This is a genomic window from Nocardioides candidus (genome assembly GCF_041321175.1).
Classification (GTDB): domain Bacteria; phylum Actinomycetota; class Actinomycetes; order Propionibacteriales; family Nocardioidaceae; genus Nocardioides.
In genome coordinates, this window is record NZ_JBGGWC010000001.1 from 827,347 (window position 1) to 841,562 (window position 14,216).

Here is a 14,216-nt window from a genome sequence, read left to right on the forward strand (position 1 = left end):
CTCCGCGACGCCGGTCGAGCCGCAGGCTGGCGCCCGACTCGTGTGGTTCAGAAGGGCCGACGTTGAGCCTTGATCCAGCAACGCCCGGCGGGACGTCCCGTCCGACGGGACAGTTCGCCTACAACGTCCAGGACGAGACCTGGGACTGGGACGACGACGTCTACCGCATCCACGGCCTCGAGCCGGGCAGCGTGCGCCCGACCACCGAATTCATCATGGCGAGCAAGCACCCCGATGACGTGGATCGCGTCCGCGACGAGCTCGAGAGGGCATCGAACCAGGGCGGCTCGTTCGCCGTCTCCTACCGGCTGATGCGCGCCGACGACCAGGAGCGGCAGGTCGTGCTCACCGGCTGCGGGTACGGCGGCGGCGGGGAGATCAAGGTCGTCGAGGGCTACTACATCGACCTGACGGCCGACTTCGAGGAGCAGGCCCGCGCCGAGGCGACCCGTGCCGTCCAGGCGTCGAACGAGTCGCGCAGCACGATCGAGCAGGCCAAGGGCGTGCTCATGTTCGTCTACGGTCTCGGGCCCGACGCCGCGTTCACGATGCTGCAGTGGTGGTCGAAGAACCACAACGTCAAGATCCGCGACCTGGCGAGCCGACTCATGGAGGCCGCGCAGTCGCGCCGGATCGCCGTCGACCTCGAGCAGCCGCTCGACCGGCTCCTCTTCGACCTCACCAGCAAGTGGTCAGGCCACCTCGGCGCGGACTGACGAGGAGTGCCGTCAGCACTCGATGACGTTGACGGCGAGCCCGCCCCGCGCGGTCTCCTTGTACTTGGTGTGCATGTCGCGCCCGGTCTCCCGCATGGTCTTCAGGGCCTTGTCGAGGCTGACGTGGTGGGAGCCGGTGCCGTTCATCGCCAGGCGGGCGGCGTTGATGGCCTTCACGCTGGCGATCGCGTTGCGCTCGATGCACGGGATCTGGACCAGACCCCCCACGGGGTCGCAGGTGAGGCCGAGGTTGTGCTCGATGCCGATCTCGGCGGCGTTCTCGACCTGGGCGGGCGAGCCGCCGAGCAGCTCGCAGAGCGCGCCGGCCGCCATCGCGCAGGCGGAGCCGACCTCGCCCTGGCAACCGACCTCCGCACCGGAGATCGATGCGTTGGTCTTGCAGAGGATCCCGATCGCCGCGGCGGTCAGCAGGAAGCGCACGATGCCGTCGTCGACCGCCTCCTCGTCCAGCCCCGCGGCCGGCGCGACGAACCGCACCCAGTAGTGCAGGACCGCGGGGACGATCCCGGCCGCACCGTTGGTCGGGGCGGTGACGACCCGGCCGCCGGACGCGTTCTCCTCGTTGACGGCGAGGGCGAAGAGGTTGACCCAGTCCATGACCCGTAGGGGGTCCGATGAACCGACGTCGGCGAGCAGCTCCCGGTGGAGCGCCGGCGCCCGGCGCGGCACGCGGAGCCCGCCCGGGAGCAGGGGCTCGGTGACCGGGTCGCGATCGCACCCCGACTGCACGCACTCCGCCATGACGCGCCAGATCTCCAGGAGGCCCGCGCGCGTCTCGGCCTCGCCGCGCCAGCTCGCCTCGTTGGCCAGCATCAGGTCGGAGACCCGGCCATCGGCCGACGCGCACGCCGCGAGCAGCTCCGCTCCGGTCGTGAACGGGTGCGGCACGGGAGTGCTGTCGAGCACGACCCGGGCGGCACCCTCCGCGCCCTCGTCGACCACGAACCCACCGCCGACGGAGTAGTAGCGGCGCTGCCGGAGGACGGAGCCGTCGGCGTCGTACGCCGTGAACTCCATGCCGTTGGGGTGGGCCGGGAGTGACGCGCGGCGGTGCATCACCAGGTCGACGTCGGCGTCGAAGGCGACCTCCCGCTCCCCGCCGAGGGTCAGGCTGCCGCGCTCGCGCACGACCGCGACCCGCCCGCTGGCACGGCTGGTGTCGACCGTCGCCGGGTCCTCGCCCTCCAGGCCGAGGAGCACCGCCGACTCCGAGCCGTGACCGTGCCCGGTGGCGCCCAGCGAGCCGAAGAGCTCGGCGTGGACGCGGCCGACGCGGGACAGCTCACCGTCGGTGACGAGACCGTCGACGAAGGTCTTCGCCGCCCGCATCGGGCCGACCGTGTGCGAGGACGACGGTCCGATGCCGACCGAGTAGAGGTCGAACACGCTCAGTGCCACGTCACAGCTCCGGGTAGAGGGGGTGGGCGGCGGCGAGGGTCGCGACCCGGATGCGCAGGGAAGCGGCCGCACCGTCGTCGTACGACGGCTGCAGGGCGGTCGCGATGATGTCGGCCACCTCCGCGAAGTCTGCCTCCTCGAACCCCCGCGTCGCGAGGGCTGGCGTGCCGATGCGGAGGCCCGACGTCACCATCGGCGGCCGCGGGTCGAAGGGCACCGCGTTGCGGTTGACCGTGATGCCGATGTCGTGCAGCCGGTCCTCGGCCTGCTGGCCGTCGAGCAGCGAGTGCCGCAGGTCGACGAGGACCAGGTGCACGTCGGTGCCACCGGTGACCACCGAGACGCCGGCGCGCGCGAGGCCCGGGGTGCCCAGTCGCTCGGCGATGACCCGCGCGCCGACCAGGGTGCGCTCCTGGCGCTCGCGGAACTCCGGCGACGCGGCCATCCTGAAGCCGACGGCCTTGGCCGCGACCACGTGCTCGAGCGGACCGCCCTGCTGGCCGGGGAACACCGCCGAGTTGAAGCGCTTGGCGAGGTCCGGCCGGTCGGTCAGGATCACGCCGCCGCGCGGCCCGCCGAGCGTCTTGTGGGTCGTGGTCGTGACCACGTCGGCGTGCGGCACCGGGTTGGGGTGCAGCCCCGCCGCGACCAGTCCGGCGAAGTGCGCCATGTCGACCATCAGGTAGGCGCCGACCCGGTCGGCGATGCGGCGGAACTCCGGGAAGTCGAGGTGGCGCGGGTACGCCGACCAGCCGGCTACGATCAGCTTCGGCCGGTGCTCCAGGGCGAGGCGCTCCACCTCCCGCATGTCGATGCGGAAGTCGCGCGGGTCGACGCCGTACGCCGCGACCTCGTAGAGCCTGCCGGAGAAGTTGATCCGCATGCCGTGGGTGAGGTGGCCGCCGTGGGCGAGGTCGAGACCGAGGATCGTGTCGCCCGGGTCGAGCAGCGCGAACATCGTGGCCGCGTTGGCCTGCGCGCCCGAGTGCGGCTGCACGTTGGCGTACGCCGCCCCGAAGAGGCCCTTCACGCGGTCGATCGCGAGCCGTTCGATCACGTCGACGTGCTCGCAGCCGCCGTAGTAGCGCCGGCCGGGGTAGCCCTCGGCGTACTTGTTGGTCAGGACCGAGCCCTGCGCCTCCATCACCGCGACGGGGGCGAAGTTCTCCGACGCGATCAGCTCCAGGGTGGACTGCTGACGCCCGAGCTCGGCGCGGATCGCGGCGTGCACCTCGGGGTCGTACGACGCCAGCGGCTCGTCGTGGCTCCCGGTCGTGGTCGGCACGGTGCTCATCGGGCGATCCCGTCGTAAGCGGCGGCGTCGAGCAGCTCGGGTGAACGGGTCACCCGGACGACGAAGAGCCAGCCGGCTCCGAACGGGTCGGAGTTGAGGAGGCTGGGGTCGGCGACGACGGCCTGGTTGACCTCGACGACCTCTCCGTCGACGGGGGCGAAGAGGTCGCTGACGGACTTGGTGGACTCGAGCTCGCCGCACGGCGTGCCGGCGACGACGGTGCTCCGCACGGCGGGGAGGTCGACGAAGACGATGTCGCCGAGCGCGTCCGCGGCGAAGGCGGTGATGCCGATGCGGGCGGTGTCGCCGGTGGTCTCGAGCCACTCGTGCTCGATGGTGTAGCTCAGGTGGGTGGGGTTGGTCATGGTCGTGCTCCTGGAGGTGTCGGTGGGCGGGTGGGCGACGCGGTCGCCTAGGTGGTCCGCTGGTAGAAGGGCAGGTCGACGACCTCGGCGTCCTCCCGGCTGCCGCGCACGTCGACCTGCACGGTGAGGCCGACGGTCGCGAGGTGCGGGGCGACGTACGCCATCGCCACGGGGTGGCCCAGCGTCGGCGAGGGCGACCCGCTGGTGATCGTGCCGGCCGCCTCGCCGGTGGCCGGGTCGAGGACGGTGTAGCCGGCGCGCGGGGACCGTCGTCCGGCCGGCCGCAGGCCGACGAGGGTGGCGCGCGGCTCGGCGGCGGCCCGTGCCCGCAGGGCGGCGTCGCCGACGAAGCCCTCCGGCTTGTCGTGCACGACGACCCTTCCGAGCCCGGCGTCGTAGGGCGTCGTCCTCCTCGTCAGCTCGTGCCCGTAGAGCGCCATGCCGGCTTCGAGCCGCAACGTGTCGCGGCAGGCCAGGCCGGCGGGCACCAGGCCGTGCTCCGCGCCGGCGGAGCCGAGCGCGAGCCAGGTCGCGGCGGCTTCCGAGGAGGCGCAGTAGACCTCGAACCCGTCCTCCCCGGTGTAGCCCGTACGCGCGAGCAGGACGTCGGCGCCGGCGAGCCGGGTCTCGGCGATCGCGTAGTACTTCAGCGTGGTGAGGTCGAGATCGGTGAGGCCGGCCACGACGGCCGCGGCCGTCGGCCCTTGGACCGCGATCAGTGCCCAGTCGTCGGTGGCGTCGCGCACGGTGGCGTCGAAGCCCCCGGCACGCTCGGTGAGCGCGGCCGCGACGACAGCGGTGTTCGCCGCGTTGGCCACCACGAGGTAGCGGTCGTCACCGAGGCGGTAGACGACGAGGTCGTCGATGATGCCGCCGTCCTCGTCGCAGATCATCGTGTAGCGGGCGCGACCGACCGGGATGGCCGAGGGCCGGCCGACCAGGGCACGGTCGAGGGCGCGGCCGGCCTCGGTGCCGGTGACCTCGATCTCGCCCATGTGGCACAGGTCGAAGAGCCCGGCCGTGGTGCGGACCGCGTGGTGCTCGGCGGTCTCCGAGCCGTAGCGGACCGGCATCTGCCAGCCGGCGTAGTCGGTGAACGAGGCGCCGAGCGCCTCGTGGAGGGCGTGCAGGGGTGTCTGAAGAGACGCCGATGATGGCATGTGCGGGAGGCTCCCTGGTGGTGGTGCCGCGCGACGCGGCACCCGCGGATGGGTGACCTCCCCGCTCTGTCATCGGTACCTGAGAGCTTCACCGTCGCGGTATGGGCGGCTTGCACCGTGGGTGCAGGGCACGGGGGTGACCTGTCTTTCCAGAGTTCGCCTCGCCTCAGCGGTAACGGGGCCTGAGAGATTCTCGGGGAGACTTGCTCCTTCGGCGCCTCGCTCCTGGTGAGGACGAGGACTCTCCCGCTGCGGTTCGAACGGCGCGGTGTGAAGTTGTAGGACGGACCGTAGGCAACGCCGTGCCAGGAGGTCAACCCGGCGCCCGGTCGCTGCTCCGACGGCGCCCCGGTGGGCGCCCGGTCAGACCGTGAAGGCGACGACGTCGCCGACGACGCCGACCCACACCCGGTCGCCGGGTGTGGGCACCGACGTGGCGGGCGTGCGCGCGGCGAGCTCCTCGCCGGAGTCCAGTCGGACGCGGACCGTCGCGTCGTGGCCGTAGAAGCTGATGTCGACGACCTCCGCCGGGGCACCGTCGCCGCCTCCAGCCGTGCTGGCGTTGCGGATCTGGATCTGCTCCGCGCGGACGGCGAGCCGCACCAGCCCGGCCTCGCGCGCCGTGCGCAGCGGCAGCACGCCGAGCGCGCAGCGTGCCTCGGTGTGGTTGACGACCTCGCCCTCCACGAGCGAGGCGTGCCCGAGGAACGAGGCCACCCGGGGCTCTGCGGGCGTCAGGTAGACCGCCGTGGGCGAGGCCACCTGCAGGAACGCGCCGTCCATCATCACCGCGACCTGGTCGGCGAGCGACAGCGCCTCGCCCTGGTCGTGGGTGACCAGGAGGGCCGCGGCACCGGCCGTGCGCAGCGCGCGTACGACGGCGCGGCCGGTGTCCTCGCGCAGGGACGCGTCGAGGGAGGAGAACGGCTCGTCGAGCAGCACCAGCCCGGGCCGCGGCGCGAGCGCGCGAGCCAGGGCGACCCGTTGCTGCTGCCCGCCGGACAGCTCGTGGGGGTAGCGGCCGGCCATGCTGCGGGGCAGCTCGACCAGGTCGAGCATCTCCGCGACCCGCGCGGAGCTGTCGCCGCGCTCGGCGCGCGGCAGCCCGAAGGCGACGTTGCGCGCGACGGAGAGGTGGGGGAAGAGCGCGCCGTCCTGGGGCACGTAGCCGATCGCCCGCAGTCGGGCGGGCATCGCGCGCCGCCCGCTGACGACCTCGGTGCCGGCGAGCCGCACCGTGCCTGCGGTCGGCGAGACGAACCCGGCGACCGATCGCAGCAGGGTGGTCTTGCCGCAGCCGGAGGGGCCGAGGATGGCGGTCACGCCGTCGCCGACCGCGAGGTCGAGTCCCCGCAGCACGGCGGTGCGGCCGTAGCCGGCCTCGAGTCCTTCGATCTCGAGCGCCGCGGGCGGGTGCGAGCCGCTGGTCATGACCCGTTCCTCACGCTCAGGCTTCCCAGGATCCACGTCGAGGGGATCGACAGCACGATCAGCGCAAGAGCATAGGGGGCGGCGGCGCCGTACTCGATCGCGGCGGCGTCGGACCAGAACCGGGTGGCGAGGGTGTCGGTGCCGAGCGGAGCGAGGAGGAGGGTCGCGGTGAGCTCGGTGGCCACCGCCAGCGCGACGAGGGCGGTGGCCGAGGCGAGCCCGGGCAGCACGAGCGGCAGCGTCACCCGGCGCGCGACCCCCACGCCGCTGCAGCCGAGGTTGCGGGCGACGTCCTCGAGACCAGGAGGGACCAGCTCGAAGGTCGACCGGACACTCACCACGGCTCGCGGCAGGAAGAGGATCGTGTAGCCGACGAGCAGCACGACGACCGTCTGGTAGAGACCCGGCAGCACGCGGATGCTGACCGTGACCAGCGCCAGCGCGATCACGATGCCGGGCATGGCGCTGGCGGTGTAGACGCTGCGTTCGATCGCGGTCGTGAGCAGCCCCCGGTGGCGCACGGCCAGCCACACGACGGGCACCGCGACGACCGTCGCGGTCAGCCCCCCGATCAGCGCGAGCAGCATCGTCGTCCCGGCGGCGGAGAGGAGCTCGCCGAGGTCGACGGTGGTCGAGGTGCCGCGCACCAGCCAGCGGACCAGTGCGCCGAGCGGTACGAGCAGCGACCATCCCGCCAGGGCGGTCAGGGCCAGGAGCACCGGGACCTTGACCCGGCCGAGGCGGACGCGCACCGGGTCGCCGCTGCTGCCCGAGCCGACGCGGGCGCGACGACGGTGCCCGCGCAGCAGCGCCTCGATCCCCAGCAGGAGCAGGCAGAACGTGACCAGCACGAGCGCGAGCAGCGTCGCCTCGGGACCGTTGAAGACGGTCGCGTACTGCTGGAGGATCGCCGTCGTCAGGGTCGGGTAGTTGAGCAGCTGCAGGGCGCCGTACTCGGCCAGGAGGTGGAGGCCCACCAGCAGCGCGCCGCCGAGGACCGCCGGACTCACGGCGGGCAGCGTCACCCGCACGAAGACGCTCCACCCGCTGCGGCCCAGCGAGGTGGCGACCTCCTCGACCGCCGGGTCGAGCCGGCGCAGCGCCGCGACCGTGGGCAGGTAGACCAGCGGGTAGTAGGAGAGCGTCACGACCATGACCGCGCCCGGGAAGGACTGCACCGCGTGGGTGGTCGACACCCAGCCGTAGCCGTTGACGAAGGCGGGCACGGCCAGCGGCGCGCACAGCACGCCGTGCCACCACCCGCGCAGCGGTACGTCGGTGCGCTCCACCACCCAGGCGCCGGCGACGCCGAGCACGGTGCTCGCGGCGACCCCGGCGACCAGCAGCCGCACGGTGTTCCACAGCAGCTCACCGATGCGGGGACGCCACAGGAAGTCGACCGCCTCCTGGCGGCCCAGGTCGGCGGTGGTCGCGATGACGTAGCCGAGCGGCACCAGAGCCAGGGTCGCGACCGCGAGGCCGACGAGCAGCAGCGCGGGCGAGGCACCCCCGGCCAGCGGCCGAGGATGCCTCGTCGTGCGTTGCTCCGGTGGCGCCAGGGTGCTCAGAGGAATCCGACCTCGGTCAGCAGGTCGACGACCGCCTTGGCGTCGAGGTCGGACACGTTGACCGGCGGCGGCTGCAGCTGCTTGAAGGGCTTGACGTTGTCATCGTCGAGGGAGACCGCGGGATTGAGCGGGTACTCCAGCGCGTAGCTGTCCGCGATGATCTGCTGGCCCTTCTCGCTGACGAGGAAGTCGACGAACTGCTGGGCCTCCTTCTTCATGTCGCTGGAGTCGAGCACACCCGCACCGGAGACGCTCACGAAGGCGCCCGGGTCCTGGTCGCCGAAGTAGTACTGAGCGCTGTGGTCGCTGACGTCGCCGCTCTCGGCGCGGTCCCGCGCCCAGTAGTAGTGGTAGACGATGCCGACCTCGCACTCGCCGGAGTTCACCGACTCGAGGACGACGTTGTTGCCGTCGTACGTCGTGCCGTTGGCCTTGATGCCCTCGAGCCACTGCTTCGTGGCGTCCTCGCCCTCGATCTCCAGCACAGCGGCCACGATCGCCTGGAAGTCCGCGCCGGTCGGGGAGAAGCAGATCTTGCCGTCCCACGCGGGGTCGGCCAGGTCGAGGATCGAGGCCGGGAGGTCGGACTCCTCGACGTCGTCGGTGTTGTAGACGAGCACCGTGGAGCGGGCGACGAACCCGGTCCAGTCGCCGCTGGGCGGTCGGTAGTCGGCCGGGATCTTGTCGAGGGTGGCGCTCGGCAGCGCGGCGAGCAGGCCGGCGGCCTCGACCTGCGACATGGCCGGTGAGTTCTCGGTGAGGAAGACGTCGGCCTTGGTCGCGTCGCCCTCCTGCACGAGCTGGTTGGACAGCTCGAGGTCGCTGCCGTTGCGGAGCTCGACGTTGATGCCCGTCTCCTTCTCGAACGCCGGGGCGATCTCGTCGAGCAGCTGCTCGTGCTGCGCGTTGTAGATCACCAGCGTCGGGCCGTCGTCGCCGCACGCGGTGAGCGCCGGGACGACGAGGGACAGCGCGGCGAGGCCGAGGGCCGTGCGGAGGGTCTTCATCGTTGTTCCTTGATCATCTCGTCGTGCGGAGGTTACAGAGCGCGCGGTACCCCGCGGAGCGGTGACCGAGGCGGGGAACGGAGCGGGTCACCAGGTCCATGGCCCTCCAGGCGAGGATGCCGACCGCGACGGAGGCGAGCAGTCCGCCGAGCGGCCACCGGTCCTCCAGGTGCGGGTAGACCTGCCAGTGGGTCAGGTAGATGGAGAAGGAGGCGCCGGCGAGCTGGCCGAGGGCGCCGACGGCGAGGCGGGGGACCGGCACGGTCGGCAGCCAGACGAGCACGAGCAGGCCGAGCACGACCGTCGCCTCCCGGGTCGGGTCGTCGAAGAGGCCGTGGACGCCGAGCACGAGCAGCAGGGAGAGCAGCAGCCGGTGGCCGGCGTGCTCGGCCCGGACCGCCGCCCAGCCGCCGGCGAAGAGCCAGGCGACGAAGAGCGAGGAGTGGATGACGTCGCCGCCGTAGCCGGTCGAGGTCGCCCAGAACCGCGGCACCAGGGTCGTGACGACGAGCCCGACGGCGAACCAGTACGGCGAGCGGCGCTCCCACGCGGCGACGAGCGGGACCGCGGTCACCAGGCCGGCCGCCACGGTCACGTAGACGAGCACCTCGATGAACCAGAAGTGCCACTCCGGCTCCTGCCAGCGACGGCTGCCGAGCGCGTCGTTGAGCAGCAGCACGTTGCGCCAGCCGTACTCGCCGCTGACCAGGCAGACCGCGCTCACCCAGACCGCGGTCGGCACCGCGATGCGCGCCAGCGAGCGGGTGATGTTGCGACCTCGGGCGCCCGCCTCGGATCCGAGGTGGAACCGCGCGAAGTTCGCGCCGGCGACGCCGAGCAGCACGTGCGCACCGCCGAGCAGGACGAAGAGGTTGGTGTGGCTGCCGACGATCATCACGATCGCCGCCGCCCGCAGCACGATGCTGGTGTCGAGCGCGACCCACCGTGAACGGCGCACGGGAGAGGCGGGCGCGAGCCCGGCGAGGTCGCCGATCGGGCGCTCGGGCCAGTCGGCGGGAAGCCGGCCGAGGCGGCGCTCGAGCCGCAGGGCCAGCTCGACGTACGACAGCGAGTCGCCGCCGAGGCCTGCGAACGTGTCGTGCGGGCGCACCTGCTGGCGCCGCAGGACCGCGCCGTAGAGGGCGGTGAGCGACTCGGTCGCCGAGCGCTCGGGCGCGCTCTCGGTCCGGAGCCGGAGCCGCGAGACGGCCGCCTGGTCGACCTTCCCGTTGGGCAGGCGGGGCACCGCCGGCACCGGCACCACCGTGATCGCGTGCGGCGGCAGCCCGGTGGTCGCGGCCGCCATCGTCGCGATCTCCTCGACCGCGAGCGGGTCGGGGTCGCCGGCCAGTGCGACGACCAGCCGGGTGGCGTCGGCGGACTCCGCGCACGCGATCTCGTGGTCGCCGAGGGTCAGCAGCGTCTCGAGCCGGTCGAGGTCGAGCCGCTGTCCGAAGAGCTTCGCGAAGCGCGAGGACCGGCCGACGATCTCGAAGAGACCGTCCGTCGTGATGCGGGCGAGGTCGCCGGTGCGGAGCTCGTCGGGGCCGGGGCCGTCGGCGAGGTCGGTGACGCCGTGGGCGTAGCCCATCATCACGTTGGGGCCGGTGTAGACCAGCTCGCCGACGCCGGCCGGCTGTCCGGCCACAGGGGCGAGCCGGAGGTCGCCCCCGGGGATCGCGATCCCGATCGCGGTGGGGTTGTCCCGCGCCAGGTCGGGCGGGAGGTAGGCCATCCGTGCGGTGGCCTCCGTCTGGCCGTACATCACCACCAGGTCCCAGCCCTCACGGTGCCCGCGCTCGGCCACCGCCCGCACCCGCTCCGGCGCGAGCCGCCCGCCCGCCTGGGTCACCGTGCGCAGGGTCGGGACCTCGGGCCAGCCGGCGGTGTCGAGCAGGTCGAAGGTGTAGGGCACCCCCGCGTACGACGTCACGCCCGCCGCGCGGGCGAGGTCCCACAGCGCGCGGTCGCTCACCGAGAGGTCGCTCAGCACGACGGACGCACCGACGGCGAGGTGGCTGTGCAGCACCGACAGCCCGTAGCAGTAGTCGAGGGGCAGCGTGGTCAGCGCGCGGTCGGCCGGCGTCAGGCCGAGGTAGTCGGCGATCGCCCCGGCGTTGCTGTCGAGGTTGGCCTGCGAGAGGCGCACCAGCTTGGGGGAGCCGGTCGAGCCGGAGGTGCTGAGGAGGAGCCGGAGGTCGGGATGGAGGGCCGGTGCCGTGCGACCGGTCGGCACGAAGCCGCCTTCGGCCCACCCGCGGCTCGCGCCGTAGGCGCGGGGGAGGACCTCGTCGCGGGACAGCAGGACCGTGTGGCCACCCGCCAGCGCGGCCAGGTAGGCGACGACGAACTCCAGCGTCGGCGACGGGCGCAGCCCCACCAGCTCGTGGCCGTCCCCGAGGTCGGACCGCGCCTGCGCGACGAGGGCCGCCAGGCCGTCGTACGAAAGGACGGCGGAGCCGGTGACGAGAGCCGGCCGTCGGCCGTGGACGGCCAGAGAGGTGGCGAAGCCGACCCCGGTGCGGGGCGGGGCGGTGCGCTCGGGCGCACGCGTCGACTGCGGCCTCACCCGGTCAATATAAGGGGAGCCAAACCAAAGTTAGGCATCGCTCATCTACCGGGACCCGCACGGGAGTGAGCCGGGTTACACGGCGGTGAGGCGGAAGACCGGGATCAGCCGGTCGGTGCGCTCGGCGTACTTGTCGAAGTTGGGCCAGGTCGCGCGCATCGTCTGCCAGGCCGCGTCGCGGTCCGCACCCGACAGCTCGCGCCAGGAGACCCGCTGGTCCTTCCTGCGGTAGGTGATCTCCGCCGTCTCGGTCGCGCGGAGGTTCGCGACCCACAGCGGGGTCTTGGGCGCGCCGAAGTAGGAGCCCGCGATGAGCCAGTCGTCCCCGTCGGGGACGGTCAGCAGGTTCGTCGAGCGGGGGATGCCGCTCTTGCGGCCCGGCACGGTCAGCACCAGGTTGGGCAGGCCCGCGATGTCGAGGATCCCGTAGCGGTCGCGGGTCACCCTGTGGACCACGTTGTCCGCCCACACGATCTGTGGCAACAGCTTCGGCATCCAGGAGATCGAGCCGATCTTGACAGCGACGGGAGTGAGCAGGCCCATGACCGAAAGGTAGACGAAAGGGGCGGCACCCCGATCGGGTGGCGCCCCTTCCGGGTGCTGCTGGGGTCAGCCGACCTGCATGACGCGGGTGCCGCCGGCGAACTTGTCGTGCCAGCCCTGGTGCTCGGGGACGTCGCTGTTGAGCGTCACCGCGATGTAGATCATCAGCGCGAGCTGGGCGAGCCCGCCGACGATCGGGCCGAGGATCGGGATGATCCAGAGCACGTAGGCGGCGGCGTAGCAGCTGCGCCTCGCGGCCTGCTCCATCGTCGGGTTGCTCACGCCGTCGGGCCCGTAGGTCCGCAGCTTCAACAGCATCTTGCCGACGGTCTGGCCGCGGCTGGACTCCATGTAGGCGAAGTAGCCGACGTAGATGACCGCGATGAGCACGCCGATGATCGCGTTGGACACGAAGCTGGCGGCGAAGCCGTCGAGAGCGACCCCGATGACGATCGAGATCACGATCCAGATGGGCACGAAGACGATGCCGAGGATCACGTGGTCGATCAGCCGCGCGAGGAAGCGGTTGAGGAGCTCGCCCGGACGCGGCACGCCCGCGGGCTGCGCTCCGGGGAAGCCGCCACCGGGCATGCCGCCAGGAGGCGGGGTGGGCCCTCCGGGAGGCGGCGGGCTCGGGGGTCCGGGGGGTTGCGGGGGCATGGACATGCGCGATGTGCTCCTTGGTCAAGGGCGGGGATGCCGACGTACCGAGTCACGCCGTGCAGCTGCGGCCAACACTAGGATGGACGACCGCAGCCCGTCAGGGGGTCAACCCGCTGTTTTTACTGCTTTCGGCGCGTTCTTGCCCCGCGGTGCGGCGGTTCAATCCTGTGGCGCGCAGAATCTCCGGTTCTCCGACACCCGCCCGCTAGCGTGGGACGCGATGAGTCCCCGTCGTACCGCCGTCCCGTCCGCCCTGCTCCTGCTCCTGCTCGCCGGCTGCTCGACGCCTGACGACGAGCCGACCGCGGACGGACCGAGCTCGTCGGCGACCTCCGACGCGGCGGACGAGGCGGACTACCCCGACGAAGGCGTCGACCTGGTCGGCACCCCCGAGCTCGAGGGCGTCTACGCGAGAGCTCTGCGGACCTATGTCGACTTCGAGCGCGGCCGGCGGCTGACCGCCCGCGAGGGTCGGGTCTCCCGTCTCCTCTCGTTCAACGCGACCGCGCGCGTCGTCGACCCCTACCGCGAGGCGCTCCGTGCGTACGACGGCAGGGGCACCTACGCGGGCGACGTGACCGTGGAATTCGTGCGGGCCGAGCCCCACGGCGACCGCCTGCTCATCGACGTCTGCATCGACGCGACGCAGCTGCAGGTGCCCGACGGCGCACCGACCCAGCTGGGCGAGGCGACGCGCGCGCCCGAGCACGTGGAGGTGACCAACATCGTGGGGTCGTGGCGGGTCACCGGGGTCGATCCGGTCGACGGCTCCTGCTGACCGTGTTTCAACCGGTGCGCGGCGGGGTACCCGGCCGGTGTGACGACGCGGACGAGTGCACGGCCGGATCGATCGTCCGAGACGCCCGAGGCGCCCTCGGCCACCGACCTGGCCGGTCAGGCGCGCTCGCTCAGCCAGGACTCCCAGCCCGCCGACCTGATCGCCTGGGGCGCGCTCCTCGGGGCCCGCAAGGACGACCAGGCGCTGGCCGCCGAGCTGTTCGAGGAGCTGGGGCCGCGCGAGACCGCACGCCTGCTCCGCCTCGCCGGGTTCGCCGCTGACCGCTCCCAGACCTTCCCGCTCGAGATGGTCGAGACCCTCGAGGCCATGAAGGCCACGATCGCGGGGGGCTCCCAGCGGTTCGCCGATGCCCGTGGCTTCGCCGACGAGCTCGCCCGCTGGCTCCTGCCGACCGAGCTCACCGACGACGAGCACGGCCAGCTCCTCGGCAACGGTGGGCTCCCGCTCGCCGGTCCCTCGGCACTCGCCCAGCTGCTCCTCGGCACCCGGCTCCACCCGGAGTTCCTCGCCGGGCTGAGGGAGCGCGTCGATCACTTCGAGCGGTCGGGCAAGGTCGACCCGCTCGACTACTACCGCCGGACGACGCCGGCCAGGTTCGACGACTACCGGCCGCGCGACATCTCCAGCCTCCTTGACGACCAGCAGCGGCGCGCGCAGGACTCGTAGTCGATCCGCGGGATAG

Annotated in this window: 13 protein-coding genes and 2 riboswitches; of the genes, 3 read left to right on the forward strand and 10 right to left on the reverse strand. The window is 72.5% G+C overall.

Annotated elements, in window-relative coordinates:
* The first annotated feature begins 62 nt into the window (after positions 1-62).
* Complete coding sequence (locus ACAX67_RS04070) at positions 63-716, forward strand: PAS and ANTAR domain-containing protein (RefSeq protein ID WP_370702530.1); 654 nt, start codon at positions 63-65, stop codon at positions 714-716.
* Positions 717-728: 12 nt separating this feature from the next.
* On the opposite strand, the gene ACAX67_RS04075 is transcribed toward ACAX67_RS04070, so the two are convergent.
* The 10 genes from ACAX67_RS04075 to ACAX67_RS04120 all read right to left on the reverse strand — a co-directional run bounded on the left by ACAX67_RS04075 (position 729) and on the right by ACAX67_RS04120 (position 12,663).
* Positions 729-2,135, reverse strand: coding sequence for an L-serine ammonia-lyase (locus ACAX67_RS04075; RefSeq protein ID WP_370702531.1), 1,407 nt, complete (start codon positions 2,133-2,135; stop codon positions 729-731).
* 1 nt (position 2,136) lies between these two features.
* Positions 2,137-3,429 carry a serine hydroxymethyltransferase gene (glyA, locus tag ACAX67_RS04080; RefSeq protein ID WP_370702532.1) on the reverse strand — a complete coding sequence of 431 codons (1,293 nt, stop codon included), beginning with the start codon at positions 3,427-3,429 and terminating at the stop codon, positions 2,137-2,139.
* On the reverse strand, positions 3,426-3,794 hold the full coding sequence (gcvH, locus tag ACAX67_RS04085; protein WP_370702533.1) for a glycine cleavage system protein GcvH: 369 nt from the start codon (positions 3,792-3,794) through the stop codon (positions 3,426-3,428). Before gcvH ends, glyA begins: the two co-directional genes overlap by 4 nt.
* A 47-nt stretch (positions 3,795-3,841) precedes the next feature.
* Positions 3,842-4,954 carry a glycine cleavage system aminomethyltransferase GcvT gene (gene gcvT / locus ACAX67_RS04090; protein ID WP_370702534.1) on the reverse strand — a complete coding sequence of 371 codons (1,113 nt, stop codon included), beginning with the start codon at positions 4,952-4,954 and terminating at the stop codon, positions 3,842-3,844.
* A gap of 56 nt (positions 4,955-5,010) precedes the next feature.
* A riboswitch (glycine riboswitch) is annotated at positions 5,011-5,113 on the reverse strand.
* 1 nt (position 5,114) lies between these two features.
* Positions 5,115-5,213, reverse strand: a riboswitch (glycine riboswitch).
* Between the two features lie 104 nt (positions 5,214-5,317).
* On the reverse strand, positions 5,318-6,385 hold the full coding sequence (locus tag ACAX67_RS04095) for an ABC transporter ATP-binding protein (protein ID WP_370702535.1): 1,068 nt from the start codon (positions 6,383-6,385) through the stop codon (positions 5,318-5,320).
* On the reverse strand, positions 6,382-7,839 hold the full coding sequence (locus ACAX67_RS04100; RefSeq protein ID WP_370702536.1) for an ABC transporter permease: 1,458 nt from the start codon (positions 7,837-7,839) through the stop codon (positions 6,382-6,384). The genes ACAX67_RS04095 and ACAX67_RS04100 overlap by 4 nt, the downstream gene beginning before the upstream one ends.
* 110 nt (positions 7,840-7,949) lie before the next feature.
* Entirely contained in the window at positions 7,950-8,960 is a 1,011-nt protein-coding gene (locus ACAX67_RS04105; RefSeq protein ID WP_370702537.1) for an iron ABC transporter substrate-binding protein, read from the reverse strand.
* Positions 8,961-8,973: 13 nt separating this feature from the next.
* Positions 8,974-11,529, reverse strand: a complete 2,556-nt coding sequence (locus tag ACAX67_RS04110) for an AMP-binding protein (protein WP_370702538.1) — start codon at positions 11,527-11,529, stop codon at positions 8,974-8,976.
* Between the two features lie 75 nt (positions 11,530-11,604).
* Positions 11,605-12,072 carry a nitroreductase family deazaflavin-dependent oxidoreductase gene (locus ACAX67_RS04115; protein ID WP_370702539.1) on the reverse strand — a complete coding sequence of 156 codons (468 nt, stop codon included), beginning with the start codon at positions 12,070-12,072 and terminating at the stop codon, positions 11,605-11,607.
* A gap of 66 nt (positions 12,073-12,138) precedes the next feature.
* Positions 12,139-12,663 (reverse strand): RDD family protein, encoded by a 525-nt coding sequence (locus ACAX67_RS04120; protein WP_370702540.1) that lies wholly within the window; start codon positions 12,661-12,663, stop codon positions 12,139-12,141.
* A 292-nt stretch (positions 12,664-12,955) separates the two neighbouring features.
* On the opposite strand from ACAX67_RS04120, the gene ACAX67_RS04125 reads away from it, so the two are divergent.
* Positions 12,956-13,513 carry a hypothetical protein gene (locus tag ACAX67_RS04125; RefSeq protein ID WP_370702541.1) on the forward strand — a complete coding sequence of 186 codons (558 nt, stop codon included), beginning with the start codon at positions 12,956-12,958 and terminating at the stop codon, positions 13,511-13,513.
* 39 nt (positions 13,514-13,552) lie between these two features.
* On the forward strand, positions 13,553-14,200 hold the full coding sequence (locus tag ACAX67_RS04130; protein ID WP_370702542.1) for a hypothetical protein: 648 nt from the start codon (positions 13,553-13,555) through the stop codon (positions 14,198-14,200).
* Positions 14,201-14,216 lie beyond the last annotated feature (16 nt).

What these genes read in the sequence shown, in the direction of transcription:
- gcvT (WP_370702534.1), bottom strand. Translation starts at nt 4,954, where the DNA reads ATGCCATCATCGGCGTCTCTTCAGACACCCCTGCACGCCCTCCACGAG.
- ACAX67_RS04105 (WP_370702537.1), bottom strand. Translation starts at nt 8,960, where the DNA reads ATGAAGACCCTCCGCACGGCCCTCGGCCTCGCCGCGCTGTCCCTCGTC.
- gcvH (WP_370702533.1), bottom strand. Translation starts at nt 3,794, where the DNA reads ATGACCAACCCCACCCACCTGAGCTACACCATCGAGCACGAGTGGCTC.
- ACAX67_RS04120 (WP_370702540.1), bottom strand. Translation starts at nt 12,663, where the DNA reads ATGCCCGGTGGCGGCTTCCCCGGAGCGCAGCCCGCGGGCGTGCCGCGT.
- ACAX67_RS04095 (WP_370702535.1), bottom strand. Translation starts at nt 6,385, where the DNA reads ATGACCAGCGGCTCGCACCCGCCCGCGGCGCTCGAGATCGAAGGACTC.
- ACAX67_RS04125 (WP_370702541.1), top strand. Translation starts at nt 12,956, where the DNA reads ATGAGTCCCCGTCGTACCGCCGTCCCGTCCGCCCTGCTCCTGCTCCTG.
- glyA (WP_370702532.1), bottom strand. Translation starts at nt 3,429, where the DNA reads ATGAGCACCGTGCCGACCACGACCGGGAGCCACGACGAGCCGCTGGCG.
- ACAX67_RS04115 (WP_370702539.1), bottom strand. Translation starts at nt 12,072, where the DNA reads ATGGGCCTGCTCACTCCCGTCGCTGTCAAGATCGGCTCGATCTCCTGG.